Source organism: Flagellimonas oceani (assembly GCF_011068285.1).
GTDB classification, from domain to species: Bacteria; Bacteroidota; Bacteroidia; order Flavobacteriales; family Flavobacteriaceae; genus Flagellimonas; species Flagellimonas oceani.
This window is the reverse complement of record NZ_CP049616.1, coordinates 3,360,919-3,381,822: the sequence shown is the minus strand read 5'-3', so window position 1 is coordinate 3,381,822 and position 20,904 is coordinate 3,360,919. Positions and strand designations below refer to the sequence as shown.

General features: G+C 43.1%; 16 protein-coding genes. 8 read left to right on the top strand and 8 right to left on the bottom strand.

Features of this window, described 5'->3' with window-relative positions; all coding sequences use genetic code 11:
* Positions 1-4 precede the first annotated feature (4 nt).
* The 3 genes from GVT53_RS15290 to GVT53_RS15280 all read left to right on the top strand — a co-directional run bounded on the left by GVT53_RS15290 (position 5) and on the right by GVT53_RS15280 (position 1,750).
* Entirely contained in the window at positions 5-241 is a 237-nt protein-coding gene (locus GVT53_RS15290) for a NifU family protein (RefSeq protein WP_108246045.1), read from the top strand.
* A gap of 63 nt (positions 242-304) precedes the next feature.
* Positions 305-1,363: an NAD(P)/FAD-dependent oxidoreductase gene (locus GVT53_RS15285; protein ID WP_166249363.1), complete on the top strand. Its 1,059-nt coding sequence runs from the start codon at positions 305-307 to the stop codon at positions 1,361-1,363.
* Positions 1,364-1,417: 54 nt separating this feature from the next.
* Entirely contained in the window at positions 1,418-1,750 is a 333-nt protein-coding gene (locus GVT53_RS15280) for a 2Fe-2S iron-sulfur cluster-binding family protein (RefSeq protein ID WP_166249362.1), read from the top strand.
* On the opposite strand, the gene GVT53_RS15275 is transcribed toward GVT53_RS15280, so the two are convergent.
* Complete coding sequence (locus GVT53_RS15275) at positions 1,747-3,483, bottom strand: ABC transporter ATP-binding protein (protein ID WP_166249361.1); 1,737 nt, start codon at positions 3,481-3,483, stop codon at positions 1,747-1,749. The genes GVT53_RS15280 and GVT53_RS15275 overlap by 4 nt on opposite strands.
* A 118-nt stretch (positions 3,484-3,601) precedes the next feature.
* Between GVT53_RS15275 and GVT53_RS15270 the strand changes: the two genes are divergently transcribed.
* Both GVT53_RS15270 and GVT53_RS15265 read left to right on the top strand, forming a co-directional pair.
* Positions 3,602-4,639, top strand: a complete 1,038-nt coding sequence (locus GVT53_RS15270) for a TPM domain-containing protein (RefSeq protein ID WP_166249360.1) — start codon at positions 3,602-3,604, stop codon at positions 4,637-4,639.
* 52 nt (positions 4,640-4,691) lie between these two features.
* The gene (locus tag GVT53_RS15265; protein WP_166249359.1) at positions 4,692-6,866 is read left to right on the top strand and encodes an acylase; all 2,175 of its coding nucleotides are present in this window, start codon (positions 4,692-4,694) and stop codon (positions 6,864-6,866) included.
* 13 nt (positions 6,867-6,879) lie between these two features.
* Here GVT53_RS15265 and GVT53_RS15260 read toward each other — a convergent pair whose 3' ends face one another.
* On the bottom strand, positions 6,880-7,539 hold the full coding sequence (locus tag GVT53_RS15260) for a hypothetical protein (protein ID WP_166249358.1): 660 nt from the start codon (positions 7,537-7,539) through the stop codon (positions 6,880-6,882).
* A gap of 178 nt (positions 7,540-7,717) precedes the next feature.
* Here GVT53_RS15260 and GVT53_RS15255 point away from each other — a divergent pair, with 178 nt between their 5' ends.
* Positions 7,718-8,374: an outer membrane beta-barrel protein gene (locus tag GVT53_RS15255; RefSeq protein ID WP_166249357.1), complete on the top strand. Its 657-nt coding sequence runs from the start codon at positions 7,718-7,720 to the stop codon at positions 8,372-8,374.
* A 23-nt stretch (positions 8,375-8,397) separates the two neighbouring features.
* Here GVT53_RS15255 and GVT53_RS15250 read toward each other — a convergent pair whose 3' ends face one another.
* From GVT53_RS15250 to GVT53_RS15240, 3 genes are all read right to left on the bottom strand, one after another.
* Positions 8,398-9,534 carry an acyltransferase family protein gene (locus GVT53_RS15250; RefSeq protein WP_205791712.1) on the bottom strand — a complete coding sequence of 379 codons (1,137 nt, stop codon included), beginning with the start codon at positions 9,532-9,534 and terminating at the stop codon, positions 8,398-8,400.
* A gap of 91 nt (positions 9,535-9,625) precedes the next feature.
* Positions 9,626-10,789 carry a helix-turn-helix domain-containing protein gene (locus GVT53_RS15245; RefSeq protein ID WP_166249356.1) on the bottom strand — a complete coding sequence of 388 codons (1,164 nt, stop codon included), beginning with the start codon at positions 10,787-10,789 and terminating at the stop codon, positions 9,626-9,628.
* Positions 10,790-10,791: 2 nt separating this feature from the next.
* Positions 10,792-11,688: a metallophosphoesterase gene (locus GVT53_RS15240; protein WP_166249355.1), complete on the bottom strand. Its 897-nt coding sequence runs from the start codon at positions 11,686-11,688 to the stop codon at positions 10,792-10,794.
* A gap of 116 nt (positions 11,689-11,804) precedes the next feature.
* Between GVT53_RS15240 and GVT53_RS15235 the strand changes: the two genes are divergently transcribed.
* The gene (locus GVT53_RS15235; protein WP_166249354.1) at positions 11,805-14,180 is read left to right on the top strand and encodes a GAF domain-containing protein; all 2,376 of its coding nucleotides are present in this window, start codon (positions 11,805-11,807) and stop codon (positions 14,178-14,180) included.
* A 1-nt stretch (position 14,181) separates the two neighbouring features.
* Here the strand turns inward: GVT53_RS15235 and GVT53_RS15230 are convergent, their stop codons facing one another.
* The gene (locus tag GVT53_RS15230) at positions 14,182-15,375 is read right to left on the bottom strand and encodes a Pycsar system effector family protein (protein WP_166249353.1); all 1,194 of its coding nucleotides are present in this window, start codon (positions 15,373-15,375) and stop codon (positions 14,182-14,184) included.
* Positions 15,376-15,428: 53 nt separating this feature from the next.
* Between GVT53_RS15230 and GVT53_RS15225 the strand changes: the two genes are divergently transcribed.
* Positions 15,429-19,133 carry a metallophosphoesterase gene (locus tag GVT53_RS15225; RefSeq protein ID WP_166249352.1) on the top strand — a complete coding sequence of 1,235 codons (3,705 nt, stop codon included), beginning with the start codon at positions 15,429-15,431 and terminating at the stop codon, positions 19,131-19,133.
* On the opposite strand, the gene GVT53_RS15220 is transcribed toward GVT53_RS15225, so the two are convergent.
* Entirely contained in the window at positions 19,130-19,987 is an 858-nt protein-coding gene (locus GVT53_RS15220) for an NHL repeat-containing protein (RefSeq protein ID WP_166249351.1), read from the bottom strand. The two genes, GVT53_RS15225 and GVT53_RS15220, sit on opposite strands and share 4 nt — an antisense overlap.
* A complete protein-coding gene (locus GVT53_RS15215; RefSeq protein WP_166249350.1) occupies positions 19,980-20,882 on the bottom strand; it encodes a GyrI-like domain-containing protein in 903 nt (300 codons plus the stop codon). The genes GVT53_RS15220 and GVT53_RS15215 overlap by 8 nt, the downstream gene beginning before the upstream one ends.
* Positions 20,883-20,904: the final 22 nt, after the last annotated feature.

The window sequence follows — 20,904 nt, the reverse complement described above, 5'->3', positions numbered from 1 at the left end:
AACAATGACATCAGAAGAAACAAGAAGTAATGTAGAAAAGGCGTTGGAAGAAATACGTCCATTTTTACAGAGCGATGGAGGAGATATTACTTTGATATCCATCGAGGACAATACAGTAAAAGTGCGTTTGGAAGGAAACTGCATCGGATGCAGTGTAAACCAAATGACCTTGAAAAGTGGTGTGGAAATGACCATTAAAAAGTACGCGCCACAAATCGAGGAAGTCATCAATATCTCCTAACTGATAAAAATCATAAATCTTTTTTTGGGCATGCACTAAGTTGCGCGCCAAAACCCCTAGTATATGATCAAAACAGATATTCTGATAATTGGAGCGGGACCTACGGGTCTCTTTGCTGTTTTTGAAGCCGGCCTTTTACAACTCAAATGTCATTTAATCGATGCATTGCCGCAAGCAGGCGGACAATGTTCGGAAATATACCCAAAGAAACCCATTTACGACATTCCCGGTTATCCCGAAGTATTGGCGGGCGATTTGGTGGACAATCTCATGGAGCAGATAAAACCGTTTCAGCCCGGTTTTACCCTGGGCGAGCGTGCCGAGACCATTGAGAAATTGGAAGATGGGTCATTTATCGTCACAACCAACAAAGGAACCAAGCATCACGCTCCCGTAGTTGCCATTGCTGGCGGCCTGGGAAGTTTTGAACCACGAAAGCCATTGTTGAAGGACCTGGAAAAGTATGAGGACAACGGAGTGGCCTACATGATCAAAGAACCGGAAATCTACCGAGGCAAAAAAGTGTTGATCGCAGGTGGAGGAGATTCCGCTTTGGACTGGTCCATCTTTTTGGCCGATATTGCCAAAGAAGTGACCTTGGTTCACCGCAGAAACGAATTTAGGGGTGCCTTGGATTCCGTGGAGAAAGTACAACAGCTCAAAAATGAGGGCAAAATCAATTTGATCACCCCCGCCGAAGTGGTTGCGCTCAAGGGAGAAAGCCAATTGGAGAAAGTTACCGTTAAGGACACGGCCACATCCGAAGAAAAGGATGTCGAGGTAGATAACTTTATTCCGTTGTTTGGATTATCACCAAAATTAGGGTCCATTTCCAATTGGGGACTCGAAATAGAGAAAAATGCCATCAAGGTGGATAACACGTACGATTACCAAACCAATATCCCTGGTATCTATGCCATTGGGGATGTCAATACCTACCCTGGGAAATTAAAATTGATCCTTTGCGGTTTCCACGAAGCCACGTTGATGTGCCAAAGTGCCTATCAAAAAATATTCCCCGATAAAAAATATGTCATGAAGTATACCACCGTTGGCGGTGTTACAGGATTTGATGGCAGTAAAAAAGAAGCGCCGAAAGCGGTGGTCAAAGCAATTGATTAATTATTAGTATAAATGTCCCCTTGAGGGGACTTTAGGGGTGTCCCTAGAAAGATTATGAGTGATATAAAGCTAAAGATAACCGACCGTGAAGGTGTTTCGCACGAAGTGGATGCACCAACAGATATGAACATGAACCTGATGGAAGTGGTTCGTTCCTACGAACTTGCTCCGGAGGGAACCATCGGAATTTGTGGTGGGATGGCAATGTGCGCTTCTTGCCAATGCTATGTGCAATCCGACCATGAGCTTCCGGAAAAGTCGGATGACGAGGAAGCAATGTTGGCCGAAGCCTTTTTTGTGAAGGACAACAGTCGCTTGGGTTGCCAAATCCATATTACGGAAGACTTGGATGGTCTTGAAGTTGAACTCGCTCCTGAGGAAGCTTAAATCCTTGCTTGGTAGGTAAACAGATTGTAATATCTTCCTTCGGAAGCAATTAATTTTTCGTGGGTGCCCTGTTCCAGTATGTGACCGTTTTCAATCACTAAAATTTGGTCCGCCTTGCGAATAGTGCTCAGTCGGTGTGCAATTACAAAAGTGGTCCTGCCTTTGGTCAACTCCCCCAAACTTTTTTGAATAAGTGCTTCGGATTCGGTATCCAAGCTTGATGTGGCCTCATCCAAAACCAATATTTTTGGGTCGGCCAAAATGGCCCGTGCAATGGCAATACGCTGGCGCTGACCACCCGAGAGCTTAACGCCACGTTCCCCAATAAGCGTATCCAAACCTTTGTCAAAACGATCGGTAAATTCATCCACGTAGGCGGCTTTCACAGCTTCGCGTAATTTTTCTTCACTGGCATCGGGTCGTGGGAAAAGTATATTTTCCCGAATGCTGCCTTCAAACAAAAAATCATCTTGCAGCACAACGCCCAAATGCTGACGGAAACTGTTCAAATTTACTTTGGAAAGGTCGTGCCCATCAATGGTAATTTTCCCCGAATCTGGGTTTAAAAAACTGGCGGCCAAACCGGCAATGGTGGATTTGCCCGAACCGGAACTCCCGACCAAAGCGATAACCTGCCCGGGTTCCACATCAAAACTGATGCTGTGCAGGACTTGTTTGTCTTCCTCATAGGAAAAAGAGACATCGGAAAAAGACATTTTACCGACCACATTATCCAAAACGATGTTTCGGTTTTCTTCGTCCGATTCTTCTTCCAGATTCATCAATTCCTCGGTGCGGTCCAAGCCGGCCAAGGCCTCCGTCAATTGGCTTCCCACGCTGCTCATTTGCACAATGGGGGCAATCATCAAACCCAACAACACGGTAAACTCCACAAATTGCCCTACGGTAAGGGTGCCTTGAATGATTTTATACCCACCAAAACCCATCACGCTCGTGGTAGCCACACCCAATAAAAAGGTGGAGGAACTGGTCATAAAAGCGGTAGTGGTCAAGCTCTTTTTTACATTTTCATACAAACGTTCCACTCCCACTTCAAACACTTCTTCTTCCTGTTTTTCGGCATTAAAACCTTTAATGACGCGGATTCCGCCCAAGGTTTCCGTCAATCTGCCTTTAACTTCAGCATTGATCTTGCCGCGATTTCTGAAAATGGGGCGGATGATTTTGAATGCTTTTAAAGCGATGATGGCAAAAATGGTCAGCGGAATAAAGGTGAAAAGCGTCATAAACACACTGATTTTCATAAGCAATGTCACAGAAACCACCGCTGTGATGATTCCACCGACCAGTTGCACCAAACCGGTGCCGATTAAATTCCGGACTCCTTCAACATCCGACATAATTCGGGAAACCAAAGCACCCGACTTTGCATTATCAAAAAAGCGAACGGGCAATGCCAGCACTTTTTTCTGCACCTGAGCCCGCAGTTCTGAAATCAGATATTGCGCCTGAACGCTTAAAATTTTGGTCAATAAAAAGGAAGTGACCGCCTGTACCAAAATGGCCAACATAACCCCGGCGACCAGATATTTGAGCATATCCACATCTTTGTTCACGATAACGTTATCGATGAGGTATCTGGAGGCAATCGGCGCCACAAAACTGGCCGCTTTGCTGACGGCAATCAAAAAAAGGCCAATAAAAACGAGCTTGCGTTTGGGCCAAATAATGGTTTTAAATGCGGTGAGGATGCTTACTTTTTTATCGGGCATATTTTTTTTTAGAAAGAGTTTGCAAGTTACATCAATTTAAAAGGATGTTGCACAGATAGTGTTTTGAGTATGGAAAGAATACAAATGCTATATTTAGAGGTTCCAAATTTGAAAAATTATGCTAAAAACGAAATGCTTTGGTCTTATTTTTTTGATTTGCTCGCTGTGCGCGGCACAGCTAGAGTATCCCAAATTGACCGAAATCGTTACGGACAATGCACAGATTTTTACCCCATCACAACTTGAAGAACTTCGCACCAAGTTGTATCAATTTGAATCGGAAACCACCAATCAATTGGTGGTCTTGACCATTGATGATTTAGGGAACGAGACTATTGAACAGTATGCACTGATGGTCTTTAATCAAAATAAATTGGGACAGTCCGGCGATGACAATGGCGTATTGATTCTGTTCTCGGAACTCGATAGGAAAGTGCGAATTGAGGTGGGCTATGGTTTGGAACCTTATATCACCGATGCCGTTGCATCGCGTATTATCCGAAACACCATGATTCCCAGAGTTAAGGAAGAAAATTACTTTGAGGGAATCGATTTGGCCACCGATCAGATCATCGAATTCCTGAACAATCCGGAAGCATTGGACGAGTTTAAAGCGGAGATAGATGCCGAGGCTGAAGTGCCTTGGTGGTTATATATAATTATTGGCTTGTTTTTGATGATGTTCGTAGCCGCAGGGGGATTCGTTTTTTATAAGGGCTATTCCACGGTTATCGAAATAATCCGGGGCATTTTTACTGGAAAACTGGCAGTGGTACGAGGGGTGTTCATGGGAATTTTCATGATGTTTCCATTGATTTTTGGATTGGTCTTTATTGGAATACCCCTGTTTTTTATGGCCATGTTGCTTGGTTATGATGATTTGTTGAATGGAATGGCCAAAGATTTCACTTGGGTTTTTGGGGTCATTTTGACATTTATTGTTATCACCGTACTCTTGGCAATCCTAAAAATCAGGAAGAAAGGGGACAAAGACTTTAAACTGTCGCTTTTTAAATCCGACAAGACCTATATAAAGAAAACCTTTTCCTCTTCGGGCACCCATTCCTTTGGATCCAGTTCCCGGAGCGGTTCGTCCAGCAGCTTCTCTGGCGGAGGCGGGAGCTCTGGTGGTGGTGGCGCCAGTGGAAGTTGGTAATTGTTCCCGATTTCCCGTATTTTCACAAAAACTAACTAAACCGATTCCCTAAATGAGAATTACAATCCTTGCCGTATTATTCCTGTTCATTTCCTGTGCTGAAAAACCCCGTACCGAGGTGGAACAGTGGGAGGCACAAGCGGAAAATATTACCATAATCCGAGACGATTTTGGCGTACCACATATTTATGGAAAAACAGATGCCGATGCCGTTTTTGGTCTGCTATATGCACAATGCGAGGATGATTTTAACAGGGTTGAACAAAATTATATTTGGGCCACGGGGCGATTGGCCGAAGTGGAAGGGGAAGAGGCGCTGTACAGTGACCTTCGTGCCAAATTGTTTATGACGGAAGAAGAGGCCAAGGCCAATTACGAAAACAGTCCAGCGTGGTTAAAGGAACTATGTGATGCCTTTGCGGATGGAATCAATTACTACTTGCACACCCATCCGGAGGTAAAGCCGAAATTATTGACCCGTTTCGAGCCTTGGATGCCCATGTATTTTAGCGAAGGCTCCATTGGAGGGGATATTGAGCGTATATCCACAAGAAAAATCAAGAGTTTTTATGAGAGCGGTATGGAATTGCCCGAAATGGAGGCCCTTCAGCTCAAAAAAGAAGAAGAAATGGCCGAGCCGCAAGGTTCCAATGGCATCGCCATTTCTGGGGAATTGACGGAATCCGGGAATGCGATGCTGCTGATCAATCCGCACACTTCATTTTATTTTAGGGGGGAAGTGCACGTGGTCAGCGAAGAAGGTTTGAATGCCTATGGAGCGGTGACTTGGGGTCAGTTTTTTGTGTATCAGGGCTTCAACGAGAAAACGGGTTGGATGCATACCTCTACCTATACCGATGTGATGGATGAGTTCAAGGAAACCATTGTTAAAAATGATGGCAAACTGTTCTATCAGTACGGGGAGGAATTGCGCCCTGTGGATTCCAGTTCGGTCACCTTAAAATATAAGGACGGGGAAAGTATGAAGCAGAAAACCTTCCCGATGTATCGAACGCATCACGGGCCCATTACCCATCAAGTGGACGACCAATGGACTGCTTCGGCTATGATGTGGGAACCTGTAAAAGCACTGGAGCAATCCTACATCCGTACCAAACAGGATGGTTATGATGGTTTTAGAAAAATGATGGACATCCGGACCAATTCGTCCAACAATACCGTTTATGCCGATGCCGAAGGGAACATTGCCTATTTCCATGGTAATTTTGTGCCAAAACGCGATACCATTTTTGATTATACCGAACCAGTGGATGGGAGCAATCCCAAAACGGATTGGCAAGGTCTACATACCGTCGATGAAAATATTTTGGTGCTGAATCCAGCGAATGGTTGGATTCAAAATTGCAATTCCACGCCCTATACTTCGGCCTTGGAGTTCAGCCCAAAGCGTGAAGATTACCCCAATTATATGTCCAGAGATCAGGAAAATTTTAGGGGCATTCACGCCATTGGGTTGTTGACCGATCGTAGTGGTTATACGTTGGACGGATTGATTGAAATGGCACACGACCCATATCTGCCTGCTTTTGAAGCCTTGATTCCCGGGTTGGTGAGGGCTTATAACGAGAATACAAAAGCGTATCCAGAACTGCAAGAGTCGATTGAAGTGCTACGGGAATGGGATTTTACAACATCCAAAGAGTCCATTGCCATGACCTTGGCTCACTATTATGGTACGCTTTGTTATGCAAAAGCAGAAAGACCCGAAGGGATGTATTCCATGCAATGGGTGCAATATTGGGGCAGTGATTGGCCCGATGCACAAAAACTGGATATGTTTCAAGAAACGTTGACCAAGCTTCAAAAAGATTTCGGTACTTGGAAAATGCCTTGGGGCGAGGTGAATCGCTACCAGCGTTTAAACGGGTATATCCGTCAACCTTTTGATGATGACAAACCCAGTATCCCAATCGGTTTTGCCAGTGGAACATGGGGTGCTTTGGCCGCGTATGGCGCTAGATATGACAACAATACCAAAAAAATCTATGGTACACGGGGCAACAGTTTTGTGGCAGCCGTGGAATTCGGTGATAAGGTAAGGGCAAAAACCATATTGGCAGGGGGTCAGAGCGGCGATCCGGATTCACCACATTTTGATGATCAAGCCCAACGCTACGCCGATATGGAGTTTAAGGATGCCGCGTATTATAAGGATGATGTGTTGAAACGTGCAAAAGCCACCTATTCCCCAGGTGAGAAATACTAAACGAGAAACTTAGTTACTTTTTTTTGACATTGCTATCCTCTTCTTTTACAATAATGAGGCTGGCCTTGGAACCTGTGGATAAATTCCAGCGGTTATTGTGGATAACGACACCTTTATCGTCCGTTACTATAACCTGTGCAGTATTTGGGCCGGAAGAACCTTGGTTGAGGGCTTCGAATTCAATTCGGTTGAAACCTTCAACAAGATCTAGGTTGATTCCTCTATAAGAACCTGAAAGAAGCAAATTGTATTCCGCTACTTCTCCATTGACATAAATTTTGATACGGTCACCGTCCACATACTCATGATCCCTCGCAACAATGCCCACAAATTTTGCAGTGGTCTTAAAATCGCCCAAATATTGATCTCCGAAGTGTTCGTTGGCCCCTTTTTCACGCTTTTCCATCACTTTGGGGTCTATCACCATATCGTGACCGGCCTGCAGGAGTTCCCTGTCCGGCAACATTTTTACGCCGGGCTTTTCGTTTTTGGAGGTAAGGTTTTCGTCGAGTACCGAAGGCATACGAAGTGATGTGCCTTGGTTGCTTGCTTTTATATCGAGTTTGTTGTTGTCGCCAATCTTCAATGGTCGGGTTGTGGGCAAATCGCCCTGTGCAAACATTGGCAAGCTGAACAAAACTGCTCCCAAAACAATGTAAATCTTCTTTTTCATCGCAACGCGGATAAAAATCCAATTATAAATTTAGCAAATACCTTGCCATCAGCATTATAAATTGCCGTTAAATCGATAAAAATAAACGACTCGTTAAAGTCTTGCCAAATAATAATTTTTAGGAAAACGGGGAATAAAACTTGATACTGTTCAGCTTTAACCTTAAAATCCAATTAAAATGAAAAGAGTATTATTTTTTGCCCTATTGCTGGGCTTTGCAACAATTCAAGCCCAAAATTCAGATGAAGACAAACGAACAATCCCCAAAGGGACCTGGAATTTGGGAGTTGATGCCAATCTGAATAGTTACAGTTCCGAATCACAAGGCGATGCATCTTCTATCGAAACGGATAGGTTTTCGGTCGGACTATTTCCTAGAGTGGGCTATGCTTTCTCGGAAAATTGGATGGTCGGCCTAAGGACCGGTTATAATCGAACAAAAGTTGAAAATGATTTGAATCAACAACCAAATTTCAATCAATCAGAAAGTAAAACGGAGGCCTTTACTTTTGCACCTTATGTCCGAAAGTATTATAGTTGGGGAAAAAATTTGTTGTTCTATGCTCAGGGTGAGGCTGGGTATACCGGTTCTTGGTCCGAGAACATTACCGATGAAACCAATAGGTCCACTTCTGAAGCGGATCAGTTTTATGTGGCATTTAGGCCGGGGATTACCTTCTTCGTTTCCCAAAAATTGGCTTTGGAATCTTCCTTTGGCATTCTACAATATTCTACGAGTAAGTCCGAAAACAACGGAGCAGAAACTACCTCAAATGGTTTTGATTTTGGTTTGGATTCGTCCAATGTTTTTTTAGGATTGTCTTATTACTTCTAATAAGTATGAAATGGAATGGCCCGCTACGTTTTAGCGGGCTTTTTCTTTTTAAGTCCAAAGAGCGGATGCAACAACGGAATGCGAAGAATGATCAAGTCATAGATCAACCAACTGACCCCAAATGTCCCTACCACCAAAATGAATGCTTTCGGCACAAAGCTCCAGTTCAAATCCATCAGATAATAGCCAATGGCAACGGTGACCGTCTGGTGCAAAATATAGAAGGGGTAAACGGCCCTGTTCGCATAGGCGAGTTCTTTGCTGGGTTTGTTGAGGTATTGTGCGGCATAGGCAAAGAGCACCAATATCCAAGACCAAATATTCGTGACCTTCAACAATGCTTCCGTAAAATGAATTACGTAGCCATCTTCAAAAAATAGCCAAATAATCAATTGTCCCGAAAAACAGAGGATGCCCAAAGCAAGTGCTTTTTGCTTCATTCTGGCAACTGTTTGCCAAAATACCTCTCCCGTGGCTATCAAAATAAAACCATAGAAGAAAAGGATGATGCTAAAGGTAAAATTGAACCAATCGTCCACCAAAGCGTGAGTGACATCAAAAAAAGGTTCAACCAGGGATTCCACAAAGTAGAGTGGAATCACAAATGCATAGATGCCCCAGGTTTTTTGAGTCAAACGCTTCACCCATTCGATAAAAAGGGTTTGATGCCTTCTCAAATAAACAAATAGCGGCGCCAAAATCCACGAAAAAACCAAAAGGTAAGGCAAGAACCAAAGGTGGTGCCAACTAAGATTTCCTTCGGGGTAGACACCATCAAAAGCGACCGTGGTAAAATATTCCCAGTACGAACCCGAAAATTGCCCTTCCGCCATCCGTTCAAAATATACCTGTGGGGGCACGATCAATATCATACCGGCAACCAAAGGGATGCCCAAGCGAAGGAAACGTTCCCACATAAATTTGCCCATGCTCCGTTTGCCCAAGGCGTAATAGGTCCCCATGCCCGATATCACAAAAAGTATGGGCAAGCGCCATTGGTTCAGGAATAGCATCGGCCAGCGGAGCCAATCGTAAATCTCATTGTTTTTGATATGCCAGCCCCATGGCACAAAAAACATTCCCACGTGGTAAAAAATCAGCAGCGCAAATACAATTACACGTAGCCAATCCAAATCGTAACGCCTGATGGTGGTTTTCATCCTTTTAAATTTTTTTCAAAGATGAAGAGTGTGGTTCAATCGAAGGTGTTTTCTGGTTTGGGAAACGTCCTGAATTGCAATTATGGAGAAATTAGCCTCTTTTTTGCTTCATAAATGCGGAAGGTGATTGTCCGGTATGTTTTTTAAAGGCATTGTAAAAAGCGGACTTGGATTTGAAACCTACGGACTGCCCCACGGCTTCCACGGTAAGCTGTTTGAATTCATCATCCAATAACCTTTCTTGGGCCAAGGCAATTCGTTTTTGATTGATGTAATCGTTGAAGTTGGTTCCAGTTTCGGAATTGATGAGTTTGGACACGGTATTGCCATTGGTGCCCAGTTCGTCCGCTACTTTCTTTAGGCTAATATCTTGGTTGGAATAGTACTGGGATGCCATCACAAAACCTTCAATGGATTCAAATTGAGTGGAGTTGTTGGCAAGGGTCTCATACTTATCCGCAATCCAAGATTTTTCAAAAAAACGGGATTCCGAGAGTATAAAAAACGAGGTAATGAAGATGGTAATGGTTTGCATAATACCGATGATATGATCTCCACCATCATCATCATAATTCAAGTAGATAAGGAACAAGGAAACCATCAACACAAAAAAGAAAATAACGGTGTTTCTGGAAAAAATATACTTGTCCACTTTGATGTGTTTTGGTGATGTCCACCCCCGTTTTCTTGTTTTTAACACCAATAAAAGCGACAAAATCAGATAGAACGCAAAACTGAGCAGTACCAACCATCTGAACTCATCTTTGATATAGTGGTAGGAATAGTCCATATCCCCAGGAACCTCCAAAAAGCCCAAATTCCGATGGTAGGCCCCCAAATAGGCATTAAGTTTTACTTGGACAGGGCTTAAATAATAGTTGATTTGCGAAATCGCGTACAGAAAGGGCAGTACAAAGTGGGGCCAATGTTTTTTTAGGGTAATGGGCTTTCGTTCCAGCAAGGTGTACAAGAAAAAATAGAGCGTCGGGGTGATAAGGAGCACCAAAAATTCAGTGGAATCATTAAATTGGATGGTGTATTTCATCAAACCCGTATAGCAGAGGTACACATCCAAAAAAACCAAGCACTGCACCAAGAGGGACCATCCGAACAACTTGATGGCTGACTTCCTTTTTGCCCTCAAAAAAATGACAAAGGCCAGGAAAAAACCTTGAACAATGCCCAATAGCATGAGGTGGGACGCAAGGTCGTGCCTTATGGGGATTTGATCAAATATGGCCTCAAGACTTTCCATTTTCAAGGCGAGATGTAATCTTGTAATTTTTCTGGACCTTCCAGCAAAACCCGAACAATCTGTAACGTACCATCAGGTTTGGTGTCAATGTGCCATTTGATGAGGGATATTTTTCCTTTTTCAATCTCTATGCCGGTGATACTCCTGGGGTGGACACAACTACCATCGTTAAAAAAAGGGATCTGGCCCGGTTCGGGAAAGCGTGGTCTGTGCGTATGCCCGGCCAAGGTTACGAGCAAATCTTTTTTTAGGATCCATCGTTTGATGCGCTTCTCGATACGGATAAGTTCCTTGTAATTTTTAGCTGGACTTGTCGGGTCGGCAATACCAACGACTTGGAGCGGTTTCCATAACACCCGGACCAAAAACCTGCCTATGCGCCAACAAACATAGTTCCACCAATCCGCTTGGTGGCCGTGCGTGCAAAAAAGCTCTTGCCCAGTTTCCGTATGCTTTAAAATAATGGCTTCGTGATAGGTGATTCCCTCAAAAAGTTCCTTGTCGGAACCATCGATCGGTTCAAAATAATGGGAAAGATGCTCATCTACATAATCGGGGTCGCGGTACACCATATCGTGGTTGCCCCAAATCATGTGCAACCGCTTTTCCAAATGGAACCTTCGTAAAAGTTGGTATACATTTTTATGGGCCTCAAAAATGGACTCAAAACTAATGTTTTCCCAAAGTTCGTCACCATCGCCAAGCTCAATATATTGGAAACCTTCGCGATAATAATGGTTTAGTGCATGGAAATATATGTTGCGATTGTTGGCAAAATCATCGGCAAAACTATTGTCCCCGCGATGGCAATCACTAAAAAAAATAAATTTGGAATCATCATCAAATGGGACGGATTTAGCATTGTTGTAGGCTCTGTCTAATCGGGTTGAGGAGGACATGAAATATTTTTACTGAATATCCTAAAAAATGGTGATTTGTCCATAAAGATATTCATTAATGGGTATGCATTCCTACTTTTTGTAAATTTGCTGTTCAAACCACGACTAATCTGGGTATGAAGCACGACCTCAATTCGGAAAGCCCGCTCGTTCAGTTGGTAAGTTTCAACAAATTGTTGGAGCATTACGATGAGCAGCTCAACAGTTCCCATCCACACATTGCCGCAAGGGCAAAATATGTGTTGGATACACAGGCTCCCTACCCTTTTTTAAGGGATGGGTTTACCGATTTGTCCTTGTTGGAAAAATACAAGGATGTGATCAGTGTGATCTTGGAGGATTCTTTTGCTCCGATTTTGACCAAGAACGAGATCAAAACGGCATCTACACCGTTTGAAAGCCTGGTCTTCAACTCATCGGAACGTTTTCGTAAGATTTTGAGGGACGCAGGCGAGGATTTTGATCTGGAAATCACGAACATACCCACGGAGTTTGGGTATATTATGAGGTGTACCGTAATTTTAATGTTCTATTATGGGTACAATTTAGACTTTAAACGCCCGTTCTTTTACGATATTCCCGATACCAATGGAGTGATGCGCAGGTACCGAATTCTGTACAATGCGGATTTTATGGAGATCATTCCCACCGAAAAGGCCAAGGAACTCACGCAGGATGATGTGGACGAGTTGCTGGACAATTTCTATAATTTAAAAATTTGGAAAGAGAAGATTCCGCCCAACAGCTTTATCGCCAAAGGATTTGTAATTTCCAATATGTTCGATGTGACCGCAGAGCATTCCGTGTCAGAGATCAAATCGACCTTGATCGGCCGTGCCCAAAGGGGCAACGAGACCTTTATGGAAAGTTTTGAGGATACCTTTCGCTCGTTTTTTAACCTTAACGATATTAAGGTAGGTTTTTCCGGATATGACTCCAATGCCAACCGATTTTTCAAAATATACGGCAAGGGCATGGAGAGCTTTATACTTAATGGGAAGGATTTGGAGGAATGTGATTCCATTTTCTGTAACTATACCTACGACAAGTTGTTCAAGGAGAACAAGTATTTTGCCATTTCCAATGTGGAGAAATATTTTAAAAGTTCGAATGGTGAGATCCAACCCTATAAAAGCATGATGGAGCAGGGCATTAAAAGTGCCATCTTGGCTCCGATTGCCGTAAACGGAAACCTTTTGGGCGTATTGGAGCTGGTTTCGGGCAAGGTGAACGAGCTCAACAGTGTCAATGCCAATAAGTTGGATGATGTGATGCCATACATTATCGCCGCTGTGATGCGAACCATAGAGGAAGAAGAAAATTTAATAGATGCCGTGATCCAGCATGAGTGTACCTCGGTCCATCCATCCGTGTATTGGAAATTCCAAGAAGAGGCCAAGCGTTTTATGGCAGACGAACTGGCGGGCAACGAACCTGTGTTCAAGGAGGTGGTTTTCAAGAATGTTTACCCATTGTATGGCCAAATTGACATCAAGGATTCGGCCCAAGAGCGAAATCTAGCCATCCAAAGGGATTTAATGATCCAACTCTCGGAGATCAACGATGTGCTGGATATCGCTTTTCAAAAATATAAACTCCCTATTTACGAAGAATTGATGTTCAGGGTGAACAATTATTTGGGCGAGGTAAAAGAAGCATTGTACACCCATACCGAGCAAGCTGTTTTTGATTTTGTGAAGGAAGAAGTAGACCCAGTATTCAACCACCTTCAAAAAGAAGATAAAGAAATCGCTGGGCTGCTCCAACAATACAATCAAAAAATAGATAAGGCCACCGAAAGCTACTACGATCACCGTAGAAATTACGATAATAGTGTAATGGAAGCCAATATGAAGCTTGCGGCGCTACTCGATAAAAGGCAGGAAGAAGCACAAGAAATGTTCCCGCACTATTTTGAACGCTACAAGACCGATGGGGTGGAGCACAATATGTACATTGGTAGCTCAATTACCAAGGATAAGGAGTTCAGTCAACTGTTTTTGAGCAATTTGAGGTTATGGCAGCTTCAGGTCATGTGCGAAATGGAGAACAAGTACTATAGCTTAAAGCCCCATTTGCCCGTTAAGTTGGATGTGGCATCGTTGGTTTTGGTGTACAGCACATCATTGGCCATACGTTTCCGAATGGATGAAAAACGTTTTGATGTTGACGGTACCTATAATGCCAGGTACGAGGTCATCAAAAAGCGTATCGATAAATCATTCATCAAGGGGACCAACGAACGTTTGACACAAAAGGGCAAATTGGCCATTGTGTACTCCCAGCGCAAGGACGAAAAGGAATACATGCGATACATCAGTTTCCTGAAAGCGAAAGGATACTTTACCAACAATATCGAGATTGTGGAGCTGGAAGGAGTCCAGGGTGTATCCGGCCTAAAGGCCATACGGGCAGAAATCCTTTACCAAAAGGACAAGAAATCGGAGCGTACCTATACTTACGACGATTTAATGGAGGAACTGAACTCCTAAATTAGAAAATCAACCTTTCCGGGCCAAAATACCTAAAGGCAATTATAAAAGAGATTACGGAGATGATCATGCCCAACATAAAAATGTTGTAGGTAATTCGCAGTATTTTGTATTTTTTGTTCAGGACAACGCCCAGGTAGTAGAGGTCTTTGGTCAAGGAGGAATATACATAATCCTTGTCCTTTACCAGCTCTTTCAGTGCCCATTCATATTCGGAAAGTTCCATTTTATGAAAGTTTCCAAAAAACAAGAGATTGACCTTTCTCTTTTCCACGTCTTCTTTGGTGAATTTACCGCTCGTAACATTGGGCCTTGTGGCCAATACCGAAAGTACCATGGAAACAATACTGAACATGATGAAAATCAATGTAGGGTAAATCATGTAGGAGTTGGAAGGGTTATCGAGCTTTGTCAACAAATTGGCCAGCACCAAAGAAATGATTATGGCATTGACCGAAAGTAAGATGTTCGCTTTGGTATCGGCGATATCGCTCAACTTCAAATGATTTTTTAGCGTGACCCGATACAGGGTTTGAACGCTCCTATCGGGGCTCTCATTTTTGTACTTAGCCTTTAAGGCTTCTTTTTTGGCTATCTTTTTTTCTTCTTTCTTTTCTTTCAACAATTTTTTTAGGTTCTGTTGTTTACCTTCTTCCCAATTTTCCTTGGCATAGTCAGTGAAAAAAATATGTTTGGTGCGGAACATTTTAATGTTTTTGTCCCGCCATTCCTTGTTCGAATAATCGGCGACCCCCAATGCTTTCAGTTCTTCCTTTAAAAAATCGGTGGTCTCCCAATAGCTTTTTTTGGCAAAATGCGATGTATCGGCATCTCGGATGATCCCTTCCATAAGGTTGGATGGTTCGTTGCACATTTTGGTGACCATGATCAGCGAACACACCTCCTCGATTCCTTTGGGGTCATAACCGTTTTTTTGGAGAAAGTCCCTTGCAATGATGCAACTGTTTTCTTCGTGGTTTTCCCAGCCTTTGGTATGGCCAACATCATGCAGCCAAGCAGCCAGCAACAACCTTTCGTTTTCAGTCTCGCCAAGGTTATAATAGTTGAGCAATTCTTTAGTACTTTTGACTACTCTTTGGGTATGTCTCAAGTTGTGGTACACAAATCTGGAATCCAATTTTTCTGTAAGTAGTTCAGAAACAAAGTGTTCGGTTTTTTCAACAATTTCTGACATAGTTCTAAATTAGAGCATCCAAATTACAAAATTTTGGAATCAACCTCCTGTATATGAAAAAACATTACTTCTTTGTTATTTTGGCGGTCTTGGCCTCGGCCTGTGCAACCTACGAGACCAAATATGCAGAGCCTTTTTCGGCTTACAATACTTTGGTCGAAAAAGAGGTCGACCATACATTTTATTTGATAGGTGATGCAGGCAAATCGCCCATGGGCGGGTTGAACCCGACCTTGGAAAAATTTAAGAAGGTTCTTGATACGGCAGGACCGAACAGTACCGCAATTTTTTTGGGAGACAATATTTATCCTGCAGGTTTGCCCGATAAAAAGGACTCTACCATAGCCTATTTGGAGGCCAAGAATCATTTGGACGCCCAATTGAGCACTCTGGAAAACTATAAAGGACAAAAACTTTTTATTCCAGGTAACCACGACTGGTATACGGAAGGGCTCAAGGGCCTTAAACGTGAAGAAGAATATATTGAGGATGCATTGGGCGATAAAGATGCATTTCAACCGGAAAATGGTTGTCCTATTGAAGAGATAGAAGTCAATGATGAAATCTTGGTCGTTGTGATCGATACGGAGTGGTACCTCGTAAATTGGGACAAGCACCCCACCATGAACGATGAGTGCGAAATCAAGACCAGAAGCCGCTTTTTTGAGGAACTGGAGAGCATAATCAAAAAGAACAGGGACAGAACAGTGCTCTTGGCCATGCACCATCCCATGTTTTCCTACGGTTCGCACGGGGGGCAATTTTCATTCAAACAGGGAATCTATCCCAATGGTGGCAAAGTTCCCATGCCCTTGTTGGGGTCGGCCATCAACCTGCTCAGAAAAACATCGGGGGCAACAACAGAGGACCTGTCCAATAAAATGTACAACGAACTGAAAAAACGGGTGCTTACCCTTTCCCAATATTCGGACAAAATCATTTTTGCATCTGGGCACGAACACACCCTTCAGTATATCGAGGAATACGGAAAACCGCAAATCGTAAGCGGTTCTGGGGCCAAAACAGGATCGACCCGTTTATTGAACGGCAGTAAATTTTCGACCGGTAAGAACGGATATGCCATCTTAACGGTATATACCGATGGCTCATCCCAAGTGGAATTTCATGGTACGGATACCGACGGACCCTTGTACCGGACAGAGGTTCTCCCACCATCCACATCGACCAAAACCGTTGAACTGGCCGCCGATTTTCCGGCGTTCAAAACAGCGTCGGTATATGCTCCCGAAGAGGTCCAAAAAAGTGGGTTTCACAAATTATTGTGGGGCGATCGGTACAGAAAATACTATGGAACCGAGGTAAAGGCGCCCACCGTTCGGTTGGATACCCTTTTTGGGGGATTGACCGTTGTTCGGAAGGGCGGGGGAAACCAGTCAAATTCCTTGCGATTGGCCGATAAAAAAGGTAGGGAGTACGTGATGCGGGGGTTGAGAAAGAGCGCAGAAAGATACCTGCAGGCCATTGCTTTTCAAGACCAATACATCATTGGACAGTTTCAGGATACCTACACACAGGAATTGTTGTTGGATCTTTACACCGGGGCGCATCCCTATGCCCCATTTACCATAGGTAAACTTTCCGATGCCTTGGGAATGTACCATACCAATCCCAAATTATACTATGTGCCGAAGCAGTCGGTTTTGGGCGATTTTAATACTGAATTTGGTGATGGTCTATACATGATCGAGGAGCATGTCTCGGACGACCATGATAATTTGGAAAGTTTTGGCTATACCAAAAAGATTGAGAGCACATACGACCTCATGGAAAAGTTGAGGGAGGATGAGGAATACAGCATTGATCAAAAAGAATATGTAAAAGCACGGCTTTTCGATATTTTAATAGGTGATTGGGACCGCCACGTTGATCAATGGCGATGGGCCGAATTTGAGACTGAGAACGGAAACAAGGTATATAAGCCCATAGCTCGGGACAGAGATCAGGTGTTTTCGAGATGGGGAGATGGACTTATCATGAACTTTGGCTCCAGGGCAGTTCCGGCACTTCGTATTTTTGAAGGCTTCCATGAAAAGGTCAGAAGTGTCGAGGGGCTCACCTCTTCCCCAAGGACTTTTGCGTTGGATATGGCCTTGCTATCGGCATCTACTTTGGATATGTGGATGGAACAAGCCGAGTTTATTCAGGAAAACCTGAGCGGAGCGATTATTGACGATGCATTTTTAGCCTTCCCTGAAGAGGTCAGGGACGAAACCTTGACCGATATAAAAAGGATAATCCTCGCCAGAAAGGCAAATTTGGTCAAGACTGCTCAGGATTACTATGCCGTTCTCAACAAATACAGTGTGATTACGGGCACGGATAAAGACGATTATTTCAGTATCGTTTCGCTTCCCAATGGTGATGTTGAGGTTAGGGGGTATCGGATCAAAGGGGGGGAGTATACGGATATGTTCTTTAGTAAAATTTATAGCCACGATTATACCAAGGAAATATGGATCTATGGTCTGGATGATGATGATGTGTTCGATGCCCGTACGGCAACCTCAAAAATAAAGGTGCGCATCGTTGGTGGACAGAATAATGATGTCTACCAAATTTCCGAAGACTCCAAAAAGTTGTTGGTGTACGATTTTAAGGCCAAGAAAAACACATTGGACGAAGCGTATGGCGGAAAAATCAAATTGGTGAATGATTACGACACCAACACCTACGAGTTTTTAAACATTAAGGGAAGCAATAACCAGTTGCTGCCTACCATTGGGTTTAATCCGGATGATGGTGTAAGGGTAGGGCTGGCCAATACATACACATTCAACGGTTTCAGAAAAAACCCTTTTACCCAACAACACACGGTAAATGCGGCCTATTACTTTGCGACCGATGGTTTTGATCTAGGATACCGCGGAGAATTTGCCCATGTTTTTAACAAGGTGAATTTGGAGATAAGAGCGAGGTTTACCAGTCCCAATTTTACCCAAAACTTTTTTGGTTTTGGCAACGAAACGGTCAATAATGATGATGCAGAGCCCCTCGGTCTCGATTACAACAGGGTACGTATCCAAACGTTGACATTTGCTCCCTCCTTGGTATGGCGGGGATTTTTGGGATCAAAGGTAAGATTGGGATTGGCCTACGAAAATATCGAGATAGAGGAAACAGAGGATAGGTTTATTAATGAATTTTATCTGGAAAATGGTAAAGAAAACCACCTGAGTTTCTTCGGGGTGGATGGGGAATACACCTATTCCAATACCGATAACGAGGCATTTCCAACTTTGGGAATGGCCTTTGGTCTGGAAGGAGGTTTCAAGACCAATTTGGATGATTCCAAGTCTTTCGGCTATGTCATTCCTTCGTTTTCCGTGGATCATAAGGTTACGGCCGATGGTCGGTTGGTTCTGGCCACAAAGTTCAAGGGCCAATTTATTATTGGAGATGGGTACGAGTTTTATCAGGCGGCCAGTATAGGGGGAAACAATGGGTTGCGCGGGTTCCGTTTTCAACGATTTACTGGAAAAACCGCTTATTATCAAAACACCGATTTAAGGTACAGCTTTAGACGAACCAAAACGGGCATTTTACCGGTGACCCCGGGAATTTATGGAGGGTTTGATTATGGTCGGGTGTGGTTTCCGGGCGAAGACTCGGACAAATGGCACAACTCTTATGGAGGAGGGTTGTTTTTGAACGGCGCCGATGTGCTCTCCGCTAATTTGGGACTTTTTAATAGTTCTGACGGGCTCCGGTTTGCCTTTGGTGTTGGATTTGGATTTTAATCCAATTTTAGTCGGTAAAGCCTTTGCCCACCGTGTTTGTTCCCTTCATCCGCGATCAAAAGTGTGCTATTGTTTTCAAAACAGACTGATTCAACTTGCGTATCAGTGTTCAAGTCCATGATTTTGATGGATGACTTGGTATAATCCGGGACGGTAAAATCTGTCAAAAGAAAAACAAAACCATAGCTCAAGAGGGCTACCGTTTTCCCATCAGGGGAAATATCGGCACTGGTCACCGAACAATGGTCTTTGTCGCCACATAGGAACAAGGATCCCAAAAACTCAGCTTCATATTCCCCTTCCTTGTCCGGTATACGATAAATCAAGGTTTTTCCGGTATAGGGCCTTGTCCGGTTTTTTGTAAAAATGTAGAGATGATCGTTTAGGTGAAAAAATCCTTCGGTATCAAAATACAGGCTATCTTTTTTCGGGGGAAAATCGTTTTGTTGGGGATATTTGAACTCGATTTTTTTAGCATTAGGTTCCTTTTTGTCAAATTCCTCTTGGTTCACTTTGTAGATGACCAGATCTTCTCGAGCATTTTTGTTGTTGCCAAAATCACCAATGTAAAGGTTTCCGTGCATATCGGAGGTCAAATCTTCCCAATCCCTGTTCTTGGCATGGTCAATTTTCAAGGACTCCCTTTCTTTTCCTTCCTTGTCAATTTTATAGATTTTGTCCTTATTGCCACTGTCCTCGATTACCCATAAATTTCCATCGGCCGCTACTTCCATTCCGGAAACTTCCTTAAGGCTGGAAGGCAATTTGCCCAATTCTCGCATAGCGGTCACCTGCACGTTTTGAGCACAAGCTTGTAATACAATTAGAAAAAATAAGGAGAGCGTCTTAATCATAAGGTTCTTTAAGTGGTAGAAATATTTCCGCTTTCCATTTGATTTGATTTCCTTCATTTTGAGGATTGTCGTGAAATATTTCATAAGGAGTATTCTCCACCTCAATATTGTTCTTTTGCGCATAGTCTAACAAAGCATACCAGGCACGGTCCGAGGTAATATAATTTCCGTTGTATTCAGCCTTCAAAGCTTTTTTTCTGAATATTCTTTTGTATTGTATGTCTGTACCAATTGGAAGTTTTTCGGAACGGATAATCGGACGTCCAAAGTTAAAATAAATACTGTCAGTATCTCGATTCCATTTAGTGATTTCAATAATAGGAAATCCATCGAACTCAACTCCACTTTCAATTAGCGTACCCATCAAGTAACTAAAATTTCTCATCATTTCATCCGCTTTTTGCAGTTGGGTCGTCTTTATGGGCAAATATGCAATGTACTTTGTAGAAATCTCTTCTTCACCAACAATTCGAACTTTGAAACTCTCTTTGTGTTTTTTTAATTCTTGCATAAAATCCAGCACGGTTGCTCTGCTTCTTTTTTCAAAGTCGGTATCGTAAAATGGTACTAGTATTTTATTCATCAAACTGTGCTCTTTGTCCCTAATTTTCACTTTTACATGAGATGTTGAATCTGTAATCGATTCAATTTCCCAATTATAAATGTTTGTAGAATCTCCAAACTTAATCTCTTGGGAAAGATGGAATAAATCTTCTTCTTGACTAATTTTTTCCGAATTGGTCAAATTCCTAGACCAATGCTTTAAACTTTGGTTGATTGCACCGGGAAAGGTATGTGCCTTAAAGCGAATGATATAGTCGGATGGCTTGAGCAACAGATACCACAAAATCACTCCTACCACAAGGGCAAGGATCATAGAGATAATCTTCTTCATAACTAAGGACCAAAAATACGGA

Excerpts from the sequence above, each read along its gene's own strand:
- GVT53_RS15250 (WP_205791712.1), bottom strand. The coding sequence starts at position 9,534 with ATGAAAACCACCATCAGGCGTTACGATTTGGATTGGCTACGTGTAATT.
- GVT53_RS15220 (WP_166249351.1), bottom strand. The coding sequence starts at position 19,987 with ATGATTAAGACGCTCTCCTTATTTTTTCTAATTGTATTACAAGCTTGT.
- GVT53_RS15235 (WP_166249354.1), top strand. The coding sequence starts at position 11,805 with ATGAAGCACGACCTCAATTCGGAAAGCCCGCTCGTTCAGTTGGTAAGT.
- GVT53_RS15230 (WP_166249353.1), bottom strand. The coding sequence starts at position 15,375 with ATGTCAGAAATTGTTGAAAAAACCGAACACTTTGTTTCTGAACTACTT.
- GVT53_RS15260 (WP_166249358.1), bottom strand. The coding sequence starts at position 7,539 with ATGAAAAAGAAGATTTACATTGTTTTGGGAGCAGTTTTGTTCAGCTTG.
- GVT53_RS15285 (WP_166249363.1), top strand. The coding sequence starts at position 305 with ATGATCAAAACAGATATTCTGATAATTGGAGCGGGACCTACGGGTCTC.
- GVT53_RS15255 (WP_166249357.1), top strand. The coding sequence starts at position 7,718 with ATGAAAAGAGTATTATTTTTTGCCCTATTGCTGGGCTTTGCAACAATT.
- GVT53_RS15275 (WP_166249361.1), bottom strand. The coding sequence starts at position 3,483 with ATGCCCGATAAAAAAGTAAGCATCCTCACCGCATTTAAAACCATTATT.
- GVT53_RS15225 (WP_166249352.1), top strand. The coding sequence starts at position 15,429 with ATGAAAAAACATTACTTCTTTGTTATTTTGGCGGTCTTGGCCTCGGCC.
- GVT53_RS15290 (WP_108246045.1), top strand. The coding sequence starts at position 5 with ATGACATCAGAAGAAACAAGAAGTAATGTAGAAAAGGCGTTGGAAGAA.
- GVT53_RS15215 (WP_166249350.1), bottom strand. The coding sequence starts at position 20,882 with ATGAAGAAGATTATCTCTATGATCCTTGCCCTTGTGGTAGGAGTGATT.
- GVT53_RS15270 (WP_166249360.1), top strand. The coding sequence starts at position 3,602 with ATGCTAAAAACGAAATGCTTTGGTCTTATTTTTTTGATTTGCTCGCTG.
- GVT53_RS15265 (WP_166249359.1), top strand. The coding sequence starts at position 4,692 with ATGAGAATTACAATCCTTGCCGTATTATTCCTGTTCATTTCCTGTGCT.
- GVT53_RS15240 (WP_166249355.1), bottom strand. The coding sequence starts at position 11,688 with ATGTCCTCCTCAACCCGATTAGACAGAGCCTACAACAATGCTAAATCC.
- GVT53_RS15245 (WP_166249356.1), bottom strand. The coding sequence starts at position 10,789 with ATGGAAAGTCTTGAGGCCATATTTGATCAAATCCCCATAAGGCACGAC.
- GVT53_RS15280 (WP_166249362.1), top strand. The coding sequence starts at position 1,418 with ATGAGTGATATAAAGCTAAAGATAACCGACCGTGAAGGTGTTTCGCAC.